The organism is Luteimonas vadosa, assembly GCF_039543545.1.
Lineage (GTDB): Bacteria > Pseudomonadota > Gammaproteobacteria > Xanthomonadales > Xanthomonadaceae > Luteimonas > Luteimonas vadosa.
Window position 1 is genome coordinate 147,378 of record NZ_BAABJY010000001.1, and the last position, 21,793, is coordinate 169,170.

Here is a 21,793-nt window from a genome sequence, read left to right on the forward strand (position 1 = left end):
GGGCCTAGCGTCCGGCCCGCAGCGCGCGCAACCGCGGCCACAGCGCTCGCTTGGCCGCGGGATCGCCGCGCAGGCGGGAGGTCGGCGGCCAGTCGCGCACGATCGCCTGGACCACGGCGTCGTCGCCGGTCCGCGACGCCGCCCGCAACAGGGCGCGCAGCAAGGGGTCGTCCGGGATCCGGGGCTGCTCGGGGTCGGTCCGGCAATAGAGCGTGTGCCCCAGCGCCTCGAGCACCTCGCGCTGCACGGCGTCCCAGGTCATGGAACGGCTGCCTTCGCCGTCGCGCGGCGTCGCCAGAGCCACTGCACGGGTCCGGACAGGGCATAGAGCACCGACACGACGAGCAGGGTGATCGGCGGGTCGATCCAGAGCGCGATCAGCGCCGCCAGCGCGACCAGCAGTGCCACGAACGGAACACGGTCGGCCTTGGGCCCGCGCCCGCCCTTGAAGCTGCTGTAGCGGATGCGGCTGACCATCAGCGAGCCGGCGACGACGGTGAGCGCCAGCGCGCCATAGCGCAGCTCCTCGCCCGAAAACCCCAGGCTGTCGGCGGTCCACACGGCGCTTGCCATCAATCCCGCCGCCGCCGGGCTGGCCAGCCCGATGAACCAGCGCTTGTCGACCTGCGCCACCTGGCTGTTGAAGCGCGCGAGCCGCAGCGCTGCGCACGCCGCGTACAGGAATGCCGCCAGCCAGCCGACCTTGCCCAGGGTGGTGCCGTCGAACTTCATCGACATCAGCGCCCAGTGGTACATGACCAGCGCCGGCGCCATGCCGAAGCTGACCAGGTCGGCCAGCGAGTCGTATTGCACGCCGAACTCGGTCTGGGTGTTGGTCAGCCGCGCCACGCGGCCGTCGAGTCCGTCGAGGATGCCGGCCACGAAGATCGCGATGCAGGCGGCACCGAAACGCCCCTGCGAGGCCGCGATGATGGCGAAGAACCCGGCGAACAGCCCGCCGGTGGTGAACAGGTTGGGTAGCAGGTAGATGCCGCGGCCACGGGGCGGCGGGAGCGGGTCGTCGTCCATGGCGGCAGTGTATCCGCTCGCCGTTCGGCGAGGCGGAGGGGCCCGCCGCCCCGGATCGCGCGCCCGTTCATGCAGTGGCGCTTGCGCCTGCATTAGGGTGGTGCTGCAATCCCCTTCGTTTCCAAGCCGCCGCAGGCAGGAGTCCCGCATGCACCGTTTCGTCCTTCTCCCCGCCCTGGGATGCCTGTGCCTGGCCATGTCCGTCGCCCACGCGCAGGAAACCGCGCGCGAGGTCTACCAGTGGAAGGACGCCAAGGGCGTGACCCACTATTCGCAGACGCCGCCGGCCAAGGGCAGCTACCAGCAGCGGTCGATCAGGCAGACCGGGGTGGCCGCGCCGACCACCACGGCGGCCGCAGAGGCCGCGACGGCCGTCGAGAATCCGCAGTGCGTGGTGGCCAAGCGGAACATCGCCGCACTGGACAGCGACCGGCCCGTGGGCCAGGACGCCGACGGCGACGGCCAGCCGGACACGACGATGACCGATGCCCAGCGTGCCTCGCAACGAACGCTCGCCGAAGCTGCGGTCAAGGCCTACTGCACCACGCCCTGACCCGCTCGCGATGCGCAGGACCAGGACCATGGCATGCGCCTGAGCTGGGCGATCGCGGCCGGTTTGGCCTTGGGCATCGCCATCGCCTGGTGGCTGTCCCGCGACCCGCCGGAGGTGGTGGAGGCCCGGCAGGCGCGCGCCGAGCAGGCAGCGGCCGAGCGCGCCGAGGCGGCGCGTCCGGTGCTTTACCGCTGGACCGATGCCAATGGCGTGGTGCAGGTGACCCAGGAGCCTCCGCCCGGGGGCCGTCGCTACGAAACGGTGGACATCGAACCGCGCGATGGCATCGAGGTGCACGGCACGCGCCGCTGAGCGTCCGGCCACGGCCGGCCCGCCGCGTGCTGCATGGCACAATGCCCGGCCCCGTCGTGATGAAGCCGCCCCGATGCGCCTGTCGCAGTTCCACCTGCATACCGAGAAGGAAACGCCCGCCGAGGCCGAGCTGGCCAGCCACCGGCTGATGCTCAAGTCCGGCATGGTGCGCAAGCTCGCCGCCGGCATCTACACCTGGTCGCCATTGGGGCTGCGCGTGCTGCGCAAGGTCGAGGCCATCGTCCGCGAGGAAATGGACGCCGCCGGCGCGATCGAGTTGCTGATGCCCTCGATCCAGCCGCGGGAGCTGTGGGACGAAACCGGGCGCTGGCAGAAGTTCGGCGGGCAGCTGCTCAAGCTGCGCGACCGCAAGGAGGCCGAGTACGCCTACGGCCCGACCCACGAAGAGGTCATCACCGACTTCGCGCGCAACGAACTGGCCAGCTACAAGCAACTGCCGGTGACCTTCTACCAGATCCAGACCAAGTTCCGCGACGAGATCCGGCCGCGGTTCGGCATCATGCGCGCGCGCGAATTCCTGATGAAGGACGCCTACTCGTTCGACGTCGACGACGCCGGCCTGGAGCGCGCCTACCACGCGATGCGGGATGCCTACAGCCGCATCTTCACCCGGCTGGGGCTGGAGTTCCGCGCGGTCCAGGCCGACTCGGGCGCCATCGGCGGCGATACTTCGCAAGAATTCCATGTCCTGGCCGACTCCGGCGAGGATGCGATCGCGTTCTCCAATGGCTCCGAATACGCCGCCAACGTCGAAACCGCCCGGGCGGCGGACCCCGGCCCGCGTCCGGCGCCGTCGGAGGACATGCGCAAGGTGGAGACGCCGACGCAGAAGACCTGCGAAGCTGTCGCCGCGCTGATGGGCATCCCCCTGGCGCGCACGGTGAAGTCGATCGCGCTGGTCGGCGGCGACGAGCGCTTCACGCTGGCGCTGGTGCGCGGCGACCACGCGGTCAACGAGATCAAGCTCGCCAAGCTCGACGGCATGGCCGGATACCGGCCGGCCACCGAAGCCGAGATCCGCGCGCACCTGGGCAGCGAACCGGGTTTCCTCGGCCCGCTCCACGCGAAGCAACCGATCCGCGTGCTCGCCGACCGCGAGGTCGCGGCGATGGCGGACATGGTGGTCGGCGCCAACGAGGCCGGCTTCCACCTCGCCGGCGTCAACTGGGGCCGCGACCTTCCCGAGCCCGATCTCGTCGCCGACATCCGCAACGTGGTCGACGGCGACCGCGCCGCCGATGGTGGCACCCTGCGCATCGTGCGCGGCATCGAGGTCGGCCACGTGTTCCAGCTCGGCCGCCAGTACGCCGAGGCGATGGGCTGCAAGGTGCTCGACGACAGCGGCAAGGCCGTCGTGCCGACCATGGGCTGCTACGGCATCGGCGTGTCGCGCATCGTCGCCGCGGCCATCGAACAGAACTTCGACGAGGCCGGCATCCTCTGGCCGGAAGCGATGGCGCCCTGGCGCGTGGCGGTGTGCGTGATCAACCCGAAGAAGGACGCGGCCGTCGTCGAGGCCGCCGAGGCGCTGTACCAGGAACTGCGCGAGGCCGGCATCGAGGTCGTGCTCGACGATCGCGGCCTGCGCCCCGGCGCGATGTTCGCGGACATGGAGCTGATCGGCATTCCCCATCGCGTCGTGGTCTCCCCGCGCGGGCTGGAAGGCGGCACGTTCGAATATCGCGCGCGCACCGCGAGCGAAGCCGAGCACCTCGACCACCAGGCGCTCATGTCGCGACTGCGCGGTTGACGCCTGCGCTTGCATCCGACGGGTTATCTTCCTCCCAGATAGATCCCCGATTAACCCGTTGGATTATCCCCGGGTTTGTTATCCCCCATTTACAACGACTATCATCCGTCGACGCGCCACGGATCGGCACCATTCCCAGTGAATACGGAGCCACCGATGACGATCGACTTGAACGAGCTGTCCACCCGCGAGCTCGACGCCCTGATCACCAAGGCGAAGAAGCGCAAGACCACGTTGAAGAAACGCAAACCCGCGGCATCCGTGCGCGCCAGGCTCAGGGCGGCCGCCAAGGCCGAGGGCTACACCATCGATGAACTGTTCGGTGCTACTTCCGTCGCGTCGAAGGCGGGCAAGGCCGGCAAGTCCACCAAGGGCCGGAAGCTGGGCAAGGTGGCGCCGAAGTACCGCAATCCCGCCAACAAGTCCGAAACCTGGACCGGGCGCGGCAAGCCGCCGCGATGGATGGCGCCGTTGCTCGAAAAAGGCAAGAAGCCCGAGGATTTCCTGATCGAGAAGCCGACGGCGACCAAGCCGGCGCGCAAGAAGGCAGCCCGCAGGAAAAAGGTCGCGAAGAAGAAAGCCGCGAAGTAGCCAGGCATGTTTGTGCCACGGAATGCCGGCTTCGCGCCGGCATTTTCGTTGGCAGCATGCAGCTTGTCGCGTTGCCCGGCGGACATCCGACCGACCCCGTGCGAGATGGCGCCGCTGGGCCTCGTGCCCGTCGCCGGCGCTAGAGGTTCCGCCGCGACGGCAGGAACAGGTTCCCGAACATCAGCCCCGCCACCAGCGACAGCAGGATGTTGACTACCGCCAACGCCGCTTCGCCGCCTGCAGCCAGGTCCTGCTGCTGCAGGGACACGATCAGGCTGCGCACGCTGGCACTGCCGGGCACCATGAGGATGATCCCGGGCACGCGCACCACCGCGCCGGGCCGCTTCCGCCAGCGCGCGTAGCCGTTGCCGGCGACGCTGAGCAACAGGGCCGCCAGGAAGATGCCGATGTTGCTGCCCCACGCCGCGCCCGCCAGCCGCGAGATCAGGTAGCCCGCCATCGCGGCCACCATCACCAGCACGTAGTCCCGCCGGTTGGCCCGGAACAGCACCGCGAACGCCAGCGCAGCCACCACCAGCGCGCCCCACTCCACCCAGGCCGGCTGCGGTCGCAGCGCGCGCACCATGGGCTCGATGCCGAGCAGCTGCGCGGCCGTCAGCGCGATCATCGTGCCCACGGTGAGCTTGATCATCGTCGCCACGGCTCCGGCGAAGCGCGCCGTGCCCGACACCAGGTGCTGGCTCGTCAGCTCGTTGACGGCATTGGTCAGCGCCATGCCCGGCATCAACGCGATCAACGACGCGATGACCACCGTATTGAGGTTGAGCGGGCCGACGAAACTGGCCACCGCGATGGCGATCGAGCCGGCCAGCATCGCCGCGATCGCATCGCCGGCCTCCTTCAGTCGCGGCCGGTGGCGGGTGAAATGCTCGAGCAGGCCCAGCGCCAGGCCGACCACGCCCGCGGTGGCGATGTCGAGCCAGGGCAGGCGCAGCAAGCCCGCCACGCTGGCGCCGGCCAGGCCGAAACCGATCACGTGCATCAGGTCGCCGCGCCAGCCGGCCGGCCGCTCGAGGACGCGCAAGGCGGCGCGGCCGTCGGCCAGCCCCAGTCGTCCCGCGACCACCTCCTCGGCGATGCGGTCGACCTCGCAGAGCTTGTACAGGTTCAACTCGCCCGGTGTCAGCCGGAGCACGCGCGTGGTATCGCCCTCGCCCGGCGGCAACGTGGGGTCGCTGAAGGAGAGCACCATGCCGGTCGGGTTGACCCAGGGCTCGCAGTCCAGGCCCAGCTGCTGCGCGGCATTGGTCAGGGCCCCCTCCAATCGCTGGCTCGTGGCGCCGTGGGCATGCAGGTGCTCGGCCAGCTCGACCATGAAGCCGATGCGCGTGGCGTACGGGTCGTGTCGGGGGATGCGCGGCGTCATGCCGGCAAGCATCGCATGGGCCGTGCGTCGCCGGCACGCCTGCCCGGGGACGGCGCATCGTCCCAATGGCCGGCGGGACAAGTTTCCGGCGCGCCCGCTGCACCCTGTCGCATTGCGGCCGTGGTCCCCCCTGGCGCAAACGGGCGTGCGCCGGGAGGCCGCGAGCCGGAACCTCCGCTCGCTGCGTTCGCTTGGGTGCATGTATCCTCGCCCCAGGCCTCCCATGCATGCGTTGCGGGCGGTCCGCCGCCCCTTCCCCGACGACAGCATCGCGCCGCACGCATGACCGCTCCCGCCGCCACGCCTCCCAGTCTGGAGCCCGACCCCCGGGACGCCAGTCGCCTGCGCCTGCGCGGGCGGTGGACATTGCGCCACGCCAACGAGCTGGGCGCGGCATTGCGGCAGGCGCCGGAAGGCGTGTCGGGCATCGATGCCACCGGGGTCGAGCGCCTCGACTCCCTGGGCGTGCTGCAGCTGCTCCGTTTCGCCGATCGCCGCGACATCGACTTCGGCAACTTCCGCTTCGACGACCGGCACCGCTCCCTGATCGCCGCCATCGAGGATGTCGCCGACGACCGGCCCCGAAGGAAACGCGAATACGGTTTCGCCGCCGCCCTGGGCCGCCTGGGCTTCGCCGTGCACGACAACGCGAAGGAAGTCGTCGCCCTGGTGAGCTTCCTGGGCGAGAACCTGGTCAAGCTGCTGCGCGCGCTGAAGGAGCCGGGGCGCTTCCGCGCCACCGCCACCGTGCACCACATGGAACAGGTCGGCCTGGATGCGGTTCCGCTTGTGATCCTGCTGTCCTACCTGGTGGGCGCGGTGATCGCCTTCCTGGGCGCGAACATCCTCGCGGACTTCGGCGCCACGATCTTCGTGGTGGAACTGGTCAGCATTGCCTTCCTGCGCGAGTTCGGCGTGCTGCTGACCGCGATCATCCTCGCCGGCCGGACCGCCAGCGCGTTCACCGCCCAGATCGGCGCCATGGTCAGCCGCGAGGAGGTCGATGCCATCCGCACGCTCGGCCTGGACCCGATCGACCTGCTGGTGCTGCCGCGACTGATCGCGCTGGTGGTCATGCTGCCGCTGCTGACCTTCATCGCGATGATCGCCGGCCTGCTGGGCGGCCTGTCGGTGGGCGCCTTCGATCTCGGCATCCCCCCGCAGGCCTACTTCGCCCGGATGCAGGAACAGATGGAGCTGCGCCACTTCCTGGTCGGCATGGCCAAGGCACCGATCTTCGCGGTGATCATCGGGCTGATCGGTTGCCTGGAGGGACTGCAGGTGGAGGGCACGGCACAGTCGGTCGGCGAACGCACCACGTCCAGCGTGGTGCAGGCGATCTCGCTGGTCATCGTGCTCGACGCGGTGGCGGCGATCTGGTTCATGCAGATGGGCTGGTAAGGCATGTCCGCTCGCACCCCCGACACCGACCACGAGGACATGGCAGGTTCCGACACGATCGTCCGCGTGCGCGGCCTGCGCAACCAGTTCGGCGACCAGGTCGTCCACGACGAACTCGACCTCGACGTCCGCCCCGGCGAGATCCTCGGCGTGGTCGGCGGCTCGGGCAGCGGCAAGTCCGTGCTCATGCGCTCGATCATCGGACTGCGCCCGCCCAACGCGGGGCAGATCGAGGTCATGGGCGTCGATGCGTGTTCCGGGGACCCCGAGGATCGGCTCTACATCGAGCGCCGGAGCGGCGTGCTGTTCCAGGACGGCGCGCTGTTTTCCTCGCTGACGGTCGGCGAGAACGTGCAGGTCCCGCTGAAGGAGCACTACCCGGGCCTGCCTGATTCGCTGCGCTACGAACTGGCCCTGCTCAAGGTCAAGCTCGCCGGGTTGCCGGCCTCGGCGCTGGAGAAGCTCCCGGCGCAGCTGTCCGGCGGCATGCGGAAACGCGCGGCGCTGGCGCGCGCGCTGGCGCTGGATCCACCGCTGCTGTTCCTCGACGAGCCCACGGCCGGGCTGGACCCGATCGGCGCAGCGGCGTTCGACAACCTCATCCGCACCCTGCAGCAGGCACTGGGACTGACCGTGTTCCTGATCACCCACGATCTCGACACCCTGTACGCGATCTGCGACCGGGTGGCGGTGCTCGCCGACAAGCGGGTGGTCGCGATCGGGGCCCTGGACGAAATCGAGCGCTTCGACCACCCGTGGGTCCAGGACTACTTCCACGGCCCGCGCGGGCGCGCGGCGCAACAGTCCCAACGACGCGGCCGTCACGTGCAAGGGACCCAGCATGGGTGACGCGGGGCCCGTTCCCGCGCCCGTCGGGCGGGCATGCGGCCAGCGTCCCGTAAGATGGCCTCTGATCGGCCACGCCTGCAGACCCACTTCCCGATCCCGGTGACCCGCCTGAGATGGAAACAAAAGCCAACTACGTCCTGATCGGCGCCTTCACCATCGTGGTGTCGGTGTTCCTGCTGCTGTTCGCGCTGTGGGCCGCCAAGTACTCCTCCGACAAGAGCTGGCAGGAGTACCAGGTCATCTTCAACGAGCCGGTCACCGGCCTGACCGAGGGCAGCAGCGTGCAGTACAACGGCATCGCCGTCGGTACGGTGGAAGACCTGTCGCTGGCGCCGCAGGATCCCCGCCGGGTGATCGCGCGGGTCAAGCTCCAGGCCGACACGCCGGTGAAGGTCGACACCCGCGCCAAGATGTCCGTGACCGGCTTGACCGGCAGCCCCTTCATCCAGCTGACCGGGGGCAGCCCGGGGGCGCCGCGCCTGACGGCCCGCGACGACAGCGACATCCCGGTCATCCAGACCGAGGCATCGGCCTTGCAGAACATCGCCGACACGGCCAACCGCCTGGTCGCGCGGCTGGACGAGGTCCTCAGCGACGAGAACGTCCAGCGCATCGCCCAGACCCTGGAGAACATCGAGTCGATGACGGGCGCGGTCGCCGACCAGAGCGAGGACCTGCGCACGCTCATCGTGAACGCCCGCGAGGTCAGCGAGAAACTGGGCACCACCCTGGACACCACCAACCGCGCCCTGTCGGACGTCGACCGCGAGCTGGTGCAGAAGCTGCCGGGCATGGTTTCGAAACTCGAAGGCACCTTGTCGAAGATGGACTCGGCTGCCGGCAACGCCGACAAGATCCTCAGCGAGAACCGCGCCGCCATCAACGAATTCGCCAACGACGGCCTCGGGCAATTGGGACCGACGCTGGCCGACCTGCGTGCGCTGATCCGCGACCTGCGCGAGATCAGCGACCGCCTGGACAACCCGGCCGGCTACCTGCTCGGCCGCGATGCGCCCAAGGAGTTCGAGCCCGAATGACCACGAAGACGAGACGACGGCACCTGCCTGCATCCATCTGCGTCCGTAAACCGCTTGGCGCCCCCCGTGCGCTGTCGGTGCTCCTGCTGGCGATGGCCGTGTCCGGCTGCTCCATCCTGGGCGGCAAGGGCGAGCCGCCCACCCTGTACGCGCCCGATCCGCGGGTCGCGACGGACCCGAGCCTGCCGACCGTGCAGTGGCAGCTCTCGCTGAGCCCCGTGACCGCGGCCTCGATGATCGACAGTCCCCGGATCGCGGTCCGACCCACGCCCGGGGAGCTGCAGGTCTACAAGGGCGCCCGATGGGCGAAGACGCCGACGGAGATGCTGCAGGACGCCCTGATCCGCGCGCTCGAGGATTCGGGCCGGATCGCGGCCGTCTCGCGCCAGGGCTCCGGAGTCGCCGCGGATTACCGGCTGGTGATGGACCTCCGCCGCTTCGAGGCCGACTACGCAGGCAAGCCCGTGCCCGCGGCGACCATCGAACTCAACGCCAAGCTGCTCCACGCCACCGACCAGGTGGTGGTGGGCTCGCGCACCTTCCTGCACGCCGCCCCGGCCGCCGGCACGGATCCCGCACGGGTCGCCGATGCGTTCACCGAAGCCCTGGGCGCGACGGCCAAGGAGTTGGCGGCGTGGGTGTTGATCACGGGCGAGGTCCACGACACCCTCGGCCATCCCGAAGGCGGCTCGGCCGGGAATTGACCGCGTCAGTTCAGGACTTGCCGAAAGGTCAGGTTGATGCGGGGCCCGACGGGCTTGCGGGTCCGGGGCAAGGCATGGCGGTAGTTGCACTGGGTCGCCCCCCGCATGACGAGCAGACTCCCGTGCCCGAGTTCGAGCGCCGCGTCCGGGGGCCTGCCGGACTTCTTCTCCGACCCGGCTCGCGGTCGATGCGGCGTGCGTACCCCTGAGGTTTTCTTCAGCAGGAAGCGTCGCGCGGCACCCAGGCTCAGCGACGCGATCACGGGCTGCGGGCCCAGGTCACGCTCGTCGTCCCGATGCCAGCCCATCGCGTCGCGGCCGTCCCGGTACAGATTGGCCAGCACCCCGTTGAAGCCTGCGCCGCAGGCCACGCTCAGCCGCTCGCGGACGGGCTCCAGCGCCGGCGGCCAGGGATGCGGCTCGTAGCGTCTGCCGGAATACCGATAGCTGGCATCGGGGTCACCGATCCAGCAACTCAATCTGGGAGAGTCCACTTCCCGCCCGAAGAGCCGGATCCGGTGGACTTGCCAAGGCACGGTGTCGAGCAAGGCCTGGAACAGGGCATCGGCCTCCGGTTCCGGCAGCCAGGCCCGGTCCAGCGCGATCTCGGCGTCCGGAAGTTCGATGGATTCCCAGCCCATGCGGTGACGCTAGCACGCGCAGCCTGGCGCCAGGCAAGCGCCAGCGGGGCGTCACTCCGGAAACGCAGCCACGCCTGCACTCTCCCGCGGGCGGCACCGGGAAACGGTTTGCGCGCCATGCGCCCTGCCGCGACAATCCCTCCATGCCGAATGGATCGCAACCATGAACGAGTCCGAGCCCAACGCGTCGACGAACAGCCAGGAAGTCGAACGCGACGTGATGGAGTACGACGTCGTGACCGTCGGCGCGGGGCCGGCGGGACTGGCTTTCGCGATCCGAATGAAGCAGCTCGATCCGGGCATTTCGGTCTGCGTGATCGAGAAGTCCAGCACCATCGGCGCACACATCCTGTCCGGCGCGGTCATCGAGACCGGTCCGCTCGACGCACTGCTGCCGGGCTGGCGCGACAACCCGCCGCCGATCTGCGTGCCCGCGACCGAGGACGAGTTCTGGTACTTCAGCAAGACCGGCGGATGGAAATTCCCGTTCGTGCCGCCCGGGATGGACAACCGTGGCAACGTCATCGTGTCGCTCGGCGCGATGTGCGCGTGGCTGGCGCCACAGGCCGAGGCGCTCGGGGTGGAGATCTACCCGGGCTTCGCCGCCGCCGAAACCCTGCATGCCGACGACGGCCGCGTGCTCGGCGTGCGCATCGGCGACATGGGCGTGGCGAAGGATGGTTCGCCCAAACCCGGGTACACGGCGGGTATCGACATCAAGGCCAAGGTCACCGTGCTCGCCGAGGGCGCCCGCGGCCACCTGACCAAGCAGCTGGTCAAGCGCTTCGACCTCGATGCCGACAGCGATCCGCAGGCTTATTCCATCGGCATCAAGGAACTCTGGCAGGTCCCCGAGGAGCGGGTCTCGCCCGGGAGGATCTTGCACAGCGTGGGCTGGCCCGCCGACAGCGACACGTATGCGGGCAGCTTCCTCTACCACCTGGACAAGGGCCGGATCGCACTCGGATACGTCAGCGGGCTGGACTATGCCGACCCGGAATACCGGCCCTGGGAAGCCTTCCAGCAGTGGAAGAACCACCCCCGGATCGCACCGCTGCTCGAAGGCGGCACCATCCTGTCGGCCGGGGCGCGCGCCATCGCCACCGGCGGCTGGCAGTCCCTGCCCCGGGTCGAGATGCCAGGCGCCCTGCTGGTGGGCGACACGGCGGGGCTGCTCAACGTCCCGAAGATCAAGGGCACCCACCAGGCCATTCGCTCGGGCATGCTCGCCGCCGAGCACCTGGCCGGCGGCTCGCTGGAGGCTGCCGGCTTCGACGCCAAACTGCGCGCTTCCGATGCGATGGCCGAACTGCGCAAGGTGCGCAACATCAAGCCCGGCTTCAAGAAAGGCCTGTGGTTCGGGCTCGCCAATGCCGCTTGGGAAACCCTCTCCGCCGGCCGCTCGCCGTGGACACTCCAGGTCAAGCCCGACTGGTGCTCGCTCGACAAGCTAGGCGAACACGAGGCGCCCAGGCGCGACTACGTTTCCCGCGACCTCCCGCCCCGCGACCGCCTGGCCGGCGTCTATTACGCGGCGACCGAGCACGACGAGGACCAGCCCGTGCACCTGATCGTGCACGACACCGGCGTCTGCATCAGCAGGTGCGCCGAGGAATACGGCAACCCGTGCACGCGGTTCTGTCCCGCCGGCGTCTACGAGATCGTGGAGGACGGCGCGGCCGGCGCCGGCAAGCGTCTGCAGATCAACGCGGCCAACTGCGTGCATTGCAAGACCTGCGACATCAAGGATCCCTACGAGATCATCACCTGGGTCACGCCGGAAGGGGGCGCCGGGCCCAATTACCAGAACCTGTGATCGGTCCCTGATGCCGCGTCCCGCCCCCCACCTCGCGCTCCGACACCTGGGCTTCCACGTTTTCAGATTCCTCTTCCGGATGACGCCCCTGGATGAGGAGCGACGTGATCGTCTGCGCAACTGGTTCTCCGACCGGTTCCCCCACTGGATCCCGCGCCCCCCGCCGACATCCGACAACGCTCGCACGCCCCCTCGTCGGTTGCGTAGCGCCACCGACGAGCGTGCGGTCGGCGCCCTGCCGCGTCGCCACCAGTCGCTACCGGCCCCCCTGCCCGCCACGCTGGTGGCGTTCTATCTGCCCCAGTTCCATCGCATCGCCGAGAACGATGCCTGGTGGGGTGAAGGATTCACCGAATGGCGCAACGTGACCCGTGCGCTGCCCCAGTTCGAAGGCCATTTCCAGCCACGACTGCCGGGCGCCCTGGGCTTCTACGACTTGTCCGACGCCTCGACGCTGCACCGGCAAGCGGACCTGGCGCGCGAATACGGCATCGGTGCGTTCTGCTTCTACTACTACTGGTTCAATGGCCGCCGCCTGCTGGAGTCGCCCCTGGAGCAATGGCTCGCGGACAAGTCGCTCCAGCTGTCGGTCTGCCTCTGCTGGGCCAATGAGCCCTGGACCCGGCAGTGGGACGGAAGGCCGCAGGACACCTTGATCGCGCAACGGCACGATGACGCCGATGACATGGCCTTCATTTCGCATGTCTCGCGCTACCTGGAGGATGAGCGGTATCTCCGGATCGACGGTCGACCACTCATCCTCATTTATCGTCCGGGCCTGCTTCCCAATGCCCGTGCCACCACGGAAAGGTGGCGGGCATGGTGCCGCGAAAACGGGATCGGGGAGATCTTCATCGCATACGTGCAGTCATTCGAGCGCCCAGATCCCGCCGACGTCGGGTGCGATGCTGCAATCGAATTCCCGCCCAATCTGGTTCCCCTACCGTCGCTCGCGCGCGAGCAGCATGCGCTGAATCCCGCGTTCGAAGGCGAGGTGCTGGATTGGCGCGAACTGGCGGGCCACAGCCAGTCGAGGCCGCTCCCCGATTACCTGTTGTTCCCGGGCGTCAATCCGGGCTGGGACAACCAGCCCAGGCGTCCAGGTGCAGGGCGTGCCCTGCTGCATGCCTCCCCCAGGCGCTACCAGGACTGGCTCGAGGCCACGATCCGCGAACGATCGGCCCGATTGCCGCAATCTCACCGCCTCGTCTTCGTCAACGCGTGGAACGAGTGGGCCGAAGGCGCCATCCTGGAGCCCGACGCGCGCTGGGACCATGCCTGGCTCGATGCCACGCGCGCGGCATTGCGAAACGCCACCGGCATGGGCGCAGCTGCGCCCTCTGAAAAAGTCTGCGCGATCATCCACGCCTGGTACCCGGATGTCCTCGCGGAATTGCTCGACTCCCTGGATGGTGTCTGCAAGTGGAGGCTGCTGGTCACCACGGGGGCGGCGCAACAAGCGGAGATCCACCGGATCCTGCAGGCCTCCGGCCATGAGTACGACATCATCACCTGCGCCAATCGCGGACGGGACATCCTCCCCTTCCTCGTGGCAGCGGCGCGCCTGAGGGACGAAGGTGTTCCGCTCGTCCTCAAGTTGCATACCAAGCGCTCCACCCATCGTCCCGACGGAGCCGCCTGGCGCAAGCACCTAGTGGACGGCGTACTGCCCAGGGGCGAGGCCAAGGCGATCGTCGAGCGATTCATGGAAGACACCCGGCTGGGGCTCTTGGCGCCCATGGGACATCTCCACTCGCTCCAGGACCACTTGGGCGCGAACGAGAACGTGCTCGACTACGCCCGGCGCCGTGTCGGCATCCCCATGGAGGCAATGCGGGATGCGCCCTTCGTGGCCGGCAGCATGTTCTGGGTCCGCACGGACGCCTTGGCGCCGATCCTCGATGCCGGCTTCATGCCTGGCGAGTTCGAGGACGAATCCGGCCAGCTGGACGGGACGCTGGCGCATGCCTTGGAGCGTCTGTTCGGAGTTTCCGCGAAGGCGACGGGCTACGAAGTCGAAGCCATCCCCGGCGACTCATCGGGGCATGCCGGGAATTTCTATGGCCATTAGCGCCGGGGCCTGAACGCCCTGCTTCCCTGAAGCATGCACGTCTTGCCGTGGCCGGTGCGGAGGCCGGCCTGCCTATGGGCGGGGGAAAGCGACGCGCCTGGACGGCTGCAATCGATGGTTGGGGAAGCAGCCGCCTTGCAACACGCCGCCAGCGGGACCCCGGAGAATCCGGCCCGGAGTGCGGGCTCACCGGAAGGCAAAGCCCCCTCCAAGGCGCGGCGCGTGCAGCCGATCACCCACCATGGATCATGACGACCGCGGGCGGCAGGTCACTGGCCCGGAGACAGCTCGAACTCCCACTCTTCGTTTGCACCCGTCTGGTGGAGCGCGGTTCCCAGGTGTGCCGAGAAGGCGGTGTAGGAAGCGGCTCCATCAAGGATGTGCACTTCGGTCCGGCCCGATGTCCCCTGCTTGCTGATGGCGTAGATGTCGACGATGAGATCGCCATTGTAATCGCCAAGCTTGAATTCCCATGAATTGTCCGCGGGCGTCCCGTGCAGCGCCGTGGCCCGGTTGAGCAGATAGCTTTGGAAGTTGCTCGCACCGTCGAGGATGTGGACCTCGGTTTTGCCGGAAGCGCCAAGTTTGGCGATTGCGAACAGGTCGACACGCCCATCACGGTTGAAATCCGCGACCTCGAAGGTCCAGTCGTAGGCACTGCCCGTCGCGTGCAGGGCAGTGGCGCTATGCGCGAGGAACGACTGGAAATTAGTCGCCCCGTTGAGGATGTGGACGTCCGTGCGACCCGAACCTCCATTGCGGTTGATGGCATAGAGATCGCGCGCGCCGTCGCGGTTGAAGTCGGCGACCCTGAACATCCAGTCATTGCCGCTTCCGGTCTGCCCCAACACGGTAGCCGTATGGCGCAGGAAACTGGTGAATCCGGTGGCGCCATCCAGGACATGGACTTCCGTCCTCCCCGACATTCCTTGTCGAGCGATTGTGTAGAGGTCGAGTTTCCCATCCAGGTTCAGATCACCCATCTGGAAGCCCCACGCAGCGCTGTTCCCGGTCTGCTGCAGCGCCGTGGCCGCATGCTGCGTGAAGGACTGATACTGCGTCGAGCCATTCAGCACATGCACTTCGGTGAATCCGGAGCCGCCGAGCTTCGCAATCGCATGCAGGTGCGGTGCAACCGGAACGGAGCCGGCGCGGAACGTCGCGATGATCGGCATGGTGATGTTCAAGCTGCGCGTGTTGTCCGCCGAATTGGCGACCCCGGTGGGCCGTCCCGCGTAGTTCACCGCCGGGTTCGCGAAATGGCGGATCGAGAACTGGCTGCTGTCCTTGATCCTGTATGCCATGACGGTGTAGAAGCCGGAGGTGGACGCCTCGCGATAGCCGTAGGAATAGGCGTGCGCGCCGGTCGAGGTGGCCACTTCGCTGTTGTGCTGTTGCCCCATGTTGTGGCCCAGCTCGTGGGCCAGCGTCTCTTCGCGGCAGAAATAGGTCTTGCTGTCGCCCTCGTCGAAATCGGAGCCGTCACCGACGATCGAATAGCCGAATTGGGCATCACTGGACCTGATCGCGGACTGGTTTCCACCGATCAACCACGCGATCCCGCAACCGTCGTTCTCCGGAGTCCGGAACGCCCGTACCAGCGACACCAGGTCCGCGCCATAGGTCTCGCGCGCTGCACGCAAGTCACTGAATGCCGGATCGACAGGCACCGCACCGGACCCCGACTTGTACCCGGTCAGCTTTTCCAGCGTGCTGGCGTTGTCCGTATTGTCCGGGTAATTCACCTGCAAGGCATGCACCAGGCGCACGCGCATCGACACACCGCTGTTGGCGTAAGCCTGGTTCGTGGTGTCGACCAGGTTGACCAGGCGCGTATTGGCTTGGGATTGGCCACCGAGCTGGCTGGCGAAGCCCGTCGTATAGCCCAGCAGGACATCGACGATGTCCGACGCGGAAGCGCCAGCGGATGCGGTTCCGGGCTGCTGCGAGGCGGTCGCCGGGGCGGCCTCGCCCGCATCCGCAAGCTTCGGCGGGATGAAGTAATCCGTGCCCTGGCGCCGCACTTCCCCGTCCGCGCCCGTAAGCTTGCGTCGATCGGTCGAAACGAGGAACGAGTGTCCCGCCACCATCGTCAGGCGCAAGGTGTCCGAGGAGCCGTGCGGGATGGAGCCGAAGACGGCTTTCTCACCGAACGTCAGCAAGGCGTCGGCCCCATCGCTGCCACGACCGATCCACGTCCAGTTGCCATCGGGGTGCTCGATGTGGCGTTCGTAGCGCAGCCGGATCAATTCCCCATCGGGTGCAGGCACCGTCAGCTCGCCGCTGCGGATGGCATTGAGCGCATGCGCCTCGCTCAGGGCAACGGGATACGCGGTGTAGGCGCCGCTACGCTTGATCCGGCGCACGGCATCGTATTTCAGCAGGCTGCCAGTGTCTGGAAGCGATGCAAACCCGCTCGCCGCCGGCCGCGCTGCCGGCTTCGACGCCTCGCCTTGCGCGACCGAGCTGGCGGCCTCGCCTGCAATGTCGCTGTCCGACGAATGCTGAGCCGGCGAACAGCCGATCAACCATGTCGACAACAGTGCTGCGGCGATAGCGATGGGGTGGCGCATGGCGAGAGTCCGGTCGTGGTCGGGAACTGCGGCGATAGGTGCCTTCAGAAGCATACGACGGACTTGGCGCCAAGGTTGCACTAACAGCTGCGGCGTTAACACGTCGTGCAGCCATTCAAGCACCGGGCCCGCTTAGGTGCGCAAAGTGACGGGCACCCCGGTTTTGGCCCTGATTTCATCTATCTGAACGCCGGGCGCCGCTTCGGTCATCAACAGTCCGTCGCTGGTCACGTCGAAGATGCCCAGGTCGGTGATGATGCGATCCACCACGCCCACGCCCGTCAGGGGCAGCGTGCATTCCGGAACGATCTTGTGGCTGCCGTCCCTCGCGACATGCTCCATCAGCACCACCACGCGCTTGACCCCGGCGACGAGGTCCATCGCCCCTCCCATGCCCTTGACCATCTTGCCCGGCACCATCCAGTTGGCCAGGTCGCCCTTGTCGGTAACCTGCATCGCGCCGAGGATCGCCAGGTCGATGTGGCCGCCGCGGATCATGGCGAACGATTCGTGGCTCCCGAAATAACTCGCGCCTTCCCGCGCGGTGACCGTCTGCTTTCCGGCATTGATCAGGTCGGCGTCGACCTCGTCCTCGGTGGGAAATGGGCCGATCCCGAGCAGGCCGTTTTCCGATTGGAGCCAGACGTCGATCCCCTCGGGGATATGGTTGGCCACCAGGGTCGGCAGGCCGATGCCGAGGTTGATATAGGCGCCATCGCTCAGCTCCTGCGCGGCGCGGCGCGCCATCTCGTCGCGGGTCCAGGCCATGTCAGTTGCCTCCTTGGCGCACGGTGCGCTGTTCGATGCGCTTCTCGGGTTGCGGATTCACCACGATCCGATCGACGTAGATGCCGGGAAGGTGGACGTGGTCCGGATCGATCTCCCCGACCTCGACCAGTTCTTCGACCTCCGCCACGCAGACCTTTCCGGCCATGGCACAGGCCGGGTTGAAATTGCGGGCGGTCTTGCGGAACAGCAAGTTGCCGGCCTTGTCGGCCTTCCACGCCTTGACCAGGGACAGGTCGGCCTGCAGCGCCGACTCGAGCACATAGTGCGTGCCGTCGAATTCCCGGGTTTCCTTGCCCTCGGCCACCACGGTCCCATAGCCGGTCGCGGTGAAGAACGCCGGAATGCCCGCGCCGCCGGCGCGCAGGCGCTCGGCCAGCGTTCCCTGCGGATTGAACTCCAGGTCCAGCTCGCCGGCCAGGAACTGGCGCTCGAACTCCTTGTTCTCGCCGACGTAGGACGAAATCATCTTCTTGATCTGCCTGGTTTCGAGCAACAGCCCCAATCCGAACCCGTCGACGCCGGCATTGTTGGAGATGACGGTCAAACCCTTGACTCCCGAGTCGCGCAAGGCGGCAATCAAGGCCTCGGGAATGCCACAGAGGCCAAAGCCCCCGACGGCCAGCGTTTGCTCGTCCTGGACAAGGTCTCCCAGCGCACTGACGGCGTCGGGCCAGCATTTGGACGATGCCTGGCGTCCGGCATGAGGTTCAGGCTTGTTCACGGCGGGTTCCTACGGGACGGGGTCCGCGTAGCTTAGCCCTTCCGGACCGCATCCCGCAGGCCATGCCGCACGACGCGCTGAAAGCAATGGGCCATCAAGGCATCGAGCCATGGAGGCATCGCGGGTCGATGTGGCGTCCATCCCAGCCACGCGAGGGTCCTTGCTTTAACATCTGCGCTGCCAGGAACCCAACCGGAGACCCCCATCCAGATGGCCAAGGATCGCCAAAAGATCATTACGGCGCTCATCGATACGAAAGGCCTGGGCCTGGAAGTGGGTCCCTGCCACTCTCCCGTCGCGCCCAAGTCGGAAGGCTACAACGTGCGCATCGTCGACCATCTGGCGACCGAGGACCTGCGCCGCAAGTACGCGGGGCATGGCCTGGACGTGGAGCGCATCGAGGAAGTCGATTACGTCTGGAATGGCGAGCCACTGGAAGACCTGCTGGCGGCCGATGCGGAGTACGACTGGATCGTCGCCTCGCACGTCATCGAGCATGTCCCGGATCCGGTCAGCTTCATCCACAGTTGCCAGAAGGTGCTGAAGCCGGGGGGGATCCTTTCATTGGCGATCCCGGACAAGCGCTACTGCTTTGACTACCTACGGCCGCCATCGACAACCGGAGGCGTCCTGCAGGCATTCCTGGAGAAGAGAACCCGGCATACCCCGGGGCAGATCTTCGACTCCTTCTCGCTCGCCGCGGTGAACGGGGGCACGTTGGCCTGGCAGAAAGGTGCGGATGGCGAGGTGGACTTCCTGCACGCCCATGGCCTCGCCGGCCTGATGCTCCAGGACTACCTTGCCTCGGATGGCTACGTGGACATCCATGGCTGGGTGTTCACGCCGTCGAGCTTCCGCTTGATCATCCACGATCTCAACGCCCTGGGTTACCTCGACATCCGCGAGGAGTCCTTCACGCCCACGGTCGGTTGCGAGTTCTTCGTCTCGTTCCGCAACGCCCCGGCGCCGGACCCCGCTGGCAGGATCGGGCTGGCGCGGGCGGCGCTGCAGGAAACCACCCCGCCACGCCGCTCCTGGTTCGGCCGCTAGCCTGCCGGCAAGGCTGCGGAATCGCCTGAAGAACGGTTTCCGGAGGAAAGCCCGCCATTTGCCGACTTCCTGCAAGGCGCGTGACGCACTCAGTACCAGCGACCATTTAAGGGGCACACCAAGCGTTCTCGCGCACACCAGGGCGGACACATGCCTCCGGGTTTCCGGCCAGCAATCATCGAGCCCACGGTGCCGCCCCCCCGAATCGACAGCCGCCGCGTGCGCAAACATGACGAAGCCGGCGTAAAGCCGGCTCCGCGGATACCTATTCAAGCTGGCAGGCGTACGTTATCGACCGGGCACCCTGCAGCACCTGCTATAAACAAGCGCCTCGGCGCTCGTGCTCCCACCATAATACATATAGGCATAAAAACTGCCCTGTATTCTGGTAAACAAGTTCTGGAAGTCGCCATTGGCACCTACATGCGCGGCAACACGAGTATAACCGGCCGCACACGCTGGCGCGGAAGCGTTGCCGTTGCGATCCGCGCTGGTTAGGTTAATCGAAGTGCCAGTGGTGTTAACGCAATCCAACGCGGTGGCATACGGAGCATCGTAATAGCCGACGAGATCGACCACGTAGTGCACCGTGTGCTCACTGAACAGCCTGACATTGTCATTGTTGGCTACTCGGGTGGTCACGGCATTGCTCAGCACACCGCCAGCCTGGTAGATCATGCTGGCGGCCAAGGGTGTGGCGATCAGGCTGGGATACAGCGTCGCGTAACCGGTCGCGGGCGGTGTCACAGCGGTCATGTTGACCACGATGGCCTTGGGATTCTGCGTTGTCATCCCGCAATCGGTGGCTGATCCGCCATAGACGGAGAAGTCGGTCGTTCCCCCGATTGTGAAAAGCCGGTAAGTGCCACCCGTAATTGGCGTACTGGCGCGTGTGTCCACGATGCGACAGGGTGCGATCGGGGTGTAGACGAGGTCCTTGTCAAGATCGCCCAGTGCGTTGGGCGTCACTGTCCCGTCGGAAGAGGCCAGGATGCTGATTACGCCGTCGTCGCTGGTCTTGCTGCCCAGCCCATCGAGCGTGGCAACCGCGCCCTCATAGGTTGAGCGCAGGAGAGCCTGCTGGAAATTGACGGGATCGGCGGTCGCGAACGTACTGACCATTTGACTCGCCCAGGTGTGGGCATCGATGCCATACACGGTTTGTACGTAGGCGCCCCATTTCAGCACGAACTGACGGGTCAGATCGCCGCGCTGTTGCGGCGTAAGCGAGGTGCTGAACTGCTTCGTACCCGCCGGTTCGGAATCGGGTGGCGCAGCGATGGCGGGGGTTGCCGCGAATGCCAACGCGGTCGCGATCGCGCATGCCAATGGATGTACTGCCTTCATGTGGTGTTCTCCCTTTGATCTTGCTGACGAATGATCATTCGATACGAGCGGTTCAATCCGGGCGGTTCAGCACCGCTCATATTCTGTAACGCCTTCAGTCGGCGATTTCGGCCAAGGACTCACCTTCAGCACATTCGGCATGCGCGGCTTGCACGCTCCAGGGCGCAAGTCGTTGATTACGCTTGAATACCTGGAATTTTCAGTAGCCCATTAAAGGATGGGCCCTGAGCGGCAGCCCTTGCCGCACCTCGACAATGGGCCAGGGGCACGCGTCGTGACCGACCCCCGGCGTTCACGAGTGTCGGTCCCCGAAGGAGGGAACGGGCGAGTCCACCGGGTTCGGACTTGATCAGCTGTCGCAGCCCTGCGACTGCGCGGGCTGGCGTTCACCAGGCAACGCGGGGCCGATGATGGAACGGATCGCAGGCCGGTGCGTGTCTTCTTCGAAATCTTCAACCCTGCGGGGGAAGGCTTTCGTCCTGTTCGGGCTCGGCCTGCCCGGAGTCGGTTTTTTCGTCTTCCATGATCGGCAACAGTGTCCGCTCAGGCTCATGCAACTGTTCCACCGTGATGGTGTTCGAGACCGTGCATAAGGTTCCCCATCCCGAGGTGCCCTGCCATACCCTCGCTTCGTACACCCCTTCGCCGGGAAGTGTTGCCTGACCTTCGAAGCCGATCATCTGCAGCTCAGGATTCGCAATGGACTGATCACGGCCCGGGGCGCGTCCCATTTCCAGGTACATATCCTGATCCTCACCGGCGCCCTCCGGCCGCAGGACCAGATACACGATGGGCGGCAGTGGCTGGGCTCTATCTGCGACCCTCGCCCAGCCCTGGAAAATTGCCGTGGTGTTGGGCGGAAAGGTCGTTCCGAACCGCGGTCTCTTGCCATTGATCGACTCAAGCGTGCAAATCGAACCGATGTCACGGGATGCCACGTGACGGATCTGGTCCGGCACGTTGGCAGCGGCGGTCTCGACGCTCGTCTTGGACTGTCCTTCCTCTTCCGATGCGCACGACAGCATTCCAAGGCCTGCCAGGGCGAGCAGTGAAACGTAAGGAACCTTACTCATCGTCGTCTTCCTTTTTCGTAGAGGAAATCCCGGGCAGCGCTCCCAAGAACCGGTGCAACCCCGGGGAAGGTCCATCCT

The 21,793-nt window shown here is 67.0% G+C and carries 20 protein-coding genes; 11 read left to right on the forward strand and 9 right to left on the reverse strand.

The genetic code is table 11. The annotated features are described in order from the left end of the window. Positions 1 to 4 precede the first annotated feature (4 nt). Positions 5 to 262 carry a hypothetical protein gene (locus tag ABD970_RS12425; RefSeq protein ID WP_425563018.1) on the reverse strand — a complete coding sequence of 86 codons (258 nt, stop codon included), beginning with the start codon at positions 260 to 262 and terminating at the stop codon, positions 5 to 7. Beyond that, positions 259 to 1,029 carry a CDP-diacylglycerol--serine O-phosphatidyltransferase gene (gene pssA / locus ABD970_RS00630; RefSeq protein ID WP_345293567.1) on the reverse strand — a complete coding sequence of 257 codons (771 nt, stop codon included), beginning with the start codon at positions 1,027 to 1,029 and terminating at the stop codon, positions 259 to 261. Before pssA ends, ABD970_RS12425 begins: the two co-directional genes overlap by 4 nt. Positions 1,030 to 1,177: 148 nt before the next feature. Between pssA and ABD970_RS00635 the strand changes: the two genes are divergently transcribed. The 4 genes from ABD970_RS00635 (at position 1,178) to ABD970_RS00650 (ending at position 4,256) form a co-directional block, all read left to right on the forward strand. Then, positions 1,178 to 1,582: a DUF4124 domain-containing protein gene (locus ABD970_RS00635; RefSeq protein WP_345293568.1), complete on the forward strand. Its 405-nt coding sequence runs from the start codon at positions 1,178 to 1,180 to the stop codon at positions 1,580 to 1,582. A 33-nt stretch (positions 1,583 to 1,615) separates the two neighbouring features. Continuing rightward, a complete protein-coding gene (locus ABD970_RS00640) occupies positions 1,616 to 1,894 on the forward strand; it encodes a DUF4124 domain-containing protein (RefSeq protein WP_345293569.1) in 279 nt (92 codons plus the stop codon). Between the two features lie 73 nt (positions 1,895 to 1,967). Continuing rightward, on the forward strand, positions 1,968 to 3,665 hold the full coding sequence (locus tag ABD970_RS00645; RefSeq protein ID WP_345293570.1) for a proline--tRNA ligase: 1,698 nt from the start codon (positions 1,968 to 1,970) through the stop codon (positions 3,663 to 3,665). Between the two features lie 156 nt (positions 3,666 to 3,821). Beyond that, positions 3,822 to 4,256: an H-NS histone family protein gene (locus tag ABD970_RS00650; protein ID WP_345293571.1), complete on the forward strand. Its 435-nt coding sequence runs from the start codon at positions 3,822 to 3,824 to the stop codon at positions 4,254 to 4,256. 139 nt (positions 4,257 to 4,395) lie between these two features. Here the strand turns inward: ABD970_RS00650 and ABD970_RS00655 are convergent, their stop codons facing one another. Continuing rightward, positions 4,396 to 5,643, reverse strand: a complete 1,248-nt coding sequence (locus ABD970_RS00655; RefSeq protein WP_345293572.1) for a threonine/serine exporter family protein — start codon at positions 5,641 to 5,643, stop codon at positions 4,396 to 4,398. Positions 5,644 to 5,925: 282 nt separating this feature from the next. Between ABD970_RS00655 and ABD970_RS00660 the strand changes: the two genes are divergently transcribed. From ABD970_RS00660 to ABD970_RS00675, 4 genes are all read left to right on the forward strand, one after another. Then, positions 5,926 to 7,044: an ABC transporter permease gene (locus ABD970_RS00660; RefSeq protein ID WP_345293573.1), complete on the forward strand. Its 1,119-nt coding sequence runs from the start codon at positions 5,926 to 5,928 to the stop codon at positions 7,042 to 7,044. A 3-nt stretch (positions 7,045 to 7,047) separates the two neighbouring features. Beyond that, positions 7,048 to 7,893 (forward strand): ABC transporter ATP-binding protein, encoded by an 846-nt coding sequence (locus tag ABD970_RS00665; RefSeq protein WP_425563019.1) that lies wholly within the window; start codon positions 7,048 to 7,050, stop codon positions 7,891 to 7,893. Positions 7,894 to 8,006: 113 nt separating this feature from the next. Beyond that, entirely contained in the window at positions 8,007 to 8,930 is a 924-nt protein-coding gene (locus ABD970_RS00670) for an MlaD family protein (protein WP_345293574.1), read from the forward strand. 92 nt (positions 8,931 to 9,022) lie between these two features. Further along, positions 9,023 to 9,634, forward strand: coding sequence for an ABC-type transport auxiliary lipoprotein family protein (locus tag ABD970_RS00675; RefSeq protein WP_345294526.1), 612 nt, complete (start codon positions 9,023 to 9,025; stop codon positions 9,632 to 9,634). A gap of 5 nt (positions 9,635 to 9,639) precedes the next feature. Here the strand turns inward: ABD970_RS00675 and ABD970_RS00680 are convergent, their stop codons facing one another. Then, entirely contained in the window at positions 9,640 to 10,275 is a 636-nt protein-coding gene (locus tag ABD970_RS00680; RefSeq protein ID WP_345293575.1) for an alpha-ketoglutarate-dependent dioxygenase AlkB family protein, read from the reverse strand. 163 nt (positions 10,276 to 10,438) lie between these two features. On the opposite strand from ABD970_RS00680, the gene ABD970_RS00685 reads away from it, so the two are divergent. After that, the gene (locus ABD970_RS00685) at positions 10,439 to 12,091 is read left to right on the forward strand and encodes an electron transfer flavoprotein-ubiquinone oxidoreductase (protein WP_345293576.1); all 1,653 of its coding nucleotides are present in this window, start codon (positions 10,439 to 10,441) and stop codon (positions 12,089 to 12,091) included. Positions 12,092 to 12,290: 199 nt separating this feature from the next. Beyond that, positions 12,291 to 14,162: a glycoside hydrolase family 99-like domain-containing protein gene (locus ABD970_RS00690; RefSeq protein ID WP_345293577.1), complete on the forward strand. Its 1,872-nt coding sequence runs from the start codon at positions 12,291 to 12,293 to the stop codon at positions 14,160 to 14,162. Positions 14,163 to 14,431: 269 nt separating this feature from the next. Here the strand turns inward: ABD970_RS00690 and ABD970_RS00695 are convergent, their stop codons facing one another. The 3 genes from ABD970_RS00695 to ABD970_RS00705 all read right to left on the reverse strand — a co-directional run bounded on the left by ABD970_RS00695 (position 14,432) and on the right by ABD970_RS00705 (position 18,176). Further along, positions 14,432 to 16,735, reverse strand: a complete 2,304-nt coding sequence (locus ABD970_RS00695; protein ID WP_345293578.1) for a reprolysin-like metallopeptidase — start codon at positions 16,733 to 16,735, stop codon at positions 14,432 to 14,434. 132 nt (positions 16,736 to 16,867) lie between these two features. Next, positions 16,868 to 17,503, reverse strand: a complete 636-nt coding sequence (locus ABD970_RS00700) for a CoA transferase subunit B (protein ID WP_345293579.1) — start codon at positions 17,501 to 17,503, stop codon at positions 16,868 to 16,870. Position 17,504: 1 nt separating this feature from the next. Beyond that, the gene (locus ABD970_RS00705) at positions 17,505 to 18,176 is read right to left on the reverse strand and encodes a CoA transferase subunit A (RefSeq protein WP_345294527.1); all 672 of its coding nucleotides are present in this window, start codon (positions 18,174 to 18,176) and stop codon (positions 17,505 to 17,507) included. A 279-nt stretch (positions 18,177 to 18,455) separates the two neighbouring features. Here ABD970_RS00705 and ABD970_RS00710 point away from each other — a divergent pair, with 279 nt between their 5' ends. Then, positions 18,456 to 19,295: a methyltransferase domain-containing protein gene (locus tag ABD970_RS00710; RefSeq protein ID WP_345293580.1), complete on the forward strand. Its 840-nt coding sequence runs from the start codon at positions 18,456 to 18,458 to the stop codon at positions 19,293 to 19,295. A 288-nt stretch (positions 19,296 to 19,583) separates the two neighbouring features. On the opposite strand, the gene ABD970_RS00715 is transcribed toward ABD970_RS00710, so the two are convergent. Both ABD970_RS00715 and ABD970_RS00720 read right to left on the reverse strand, forming a co-directional pair. Next, entirely contained in the window at positions 19,584 to 20,642 is a 1,059-nt protein-coding gene (locus ABD970_RS00715; RefSeq protein ID WP_345293581.1) for a hypothetical protein, read from the reverse strand. A 452-nt stretch (positions 20,643 to 21,094) separates the two neighbouring features. Further along, positions 21,095 to 21,715, reverse strand: a complete 621-nt coding sequence (locus tag ABD970_RS00720) for a hypothetical protein (protein ID WP_345293582.1) — start codon at positions 21,713 to 21,715, stop codon at positions 21,095 to 21,097. Positions 21,716 to 21,793 lie beyond the last annotated feature (78 nt).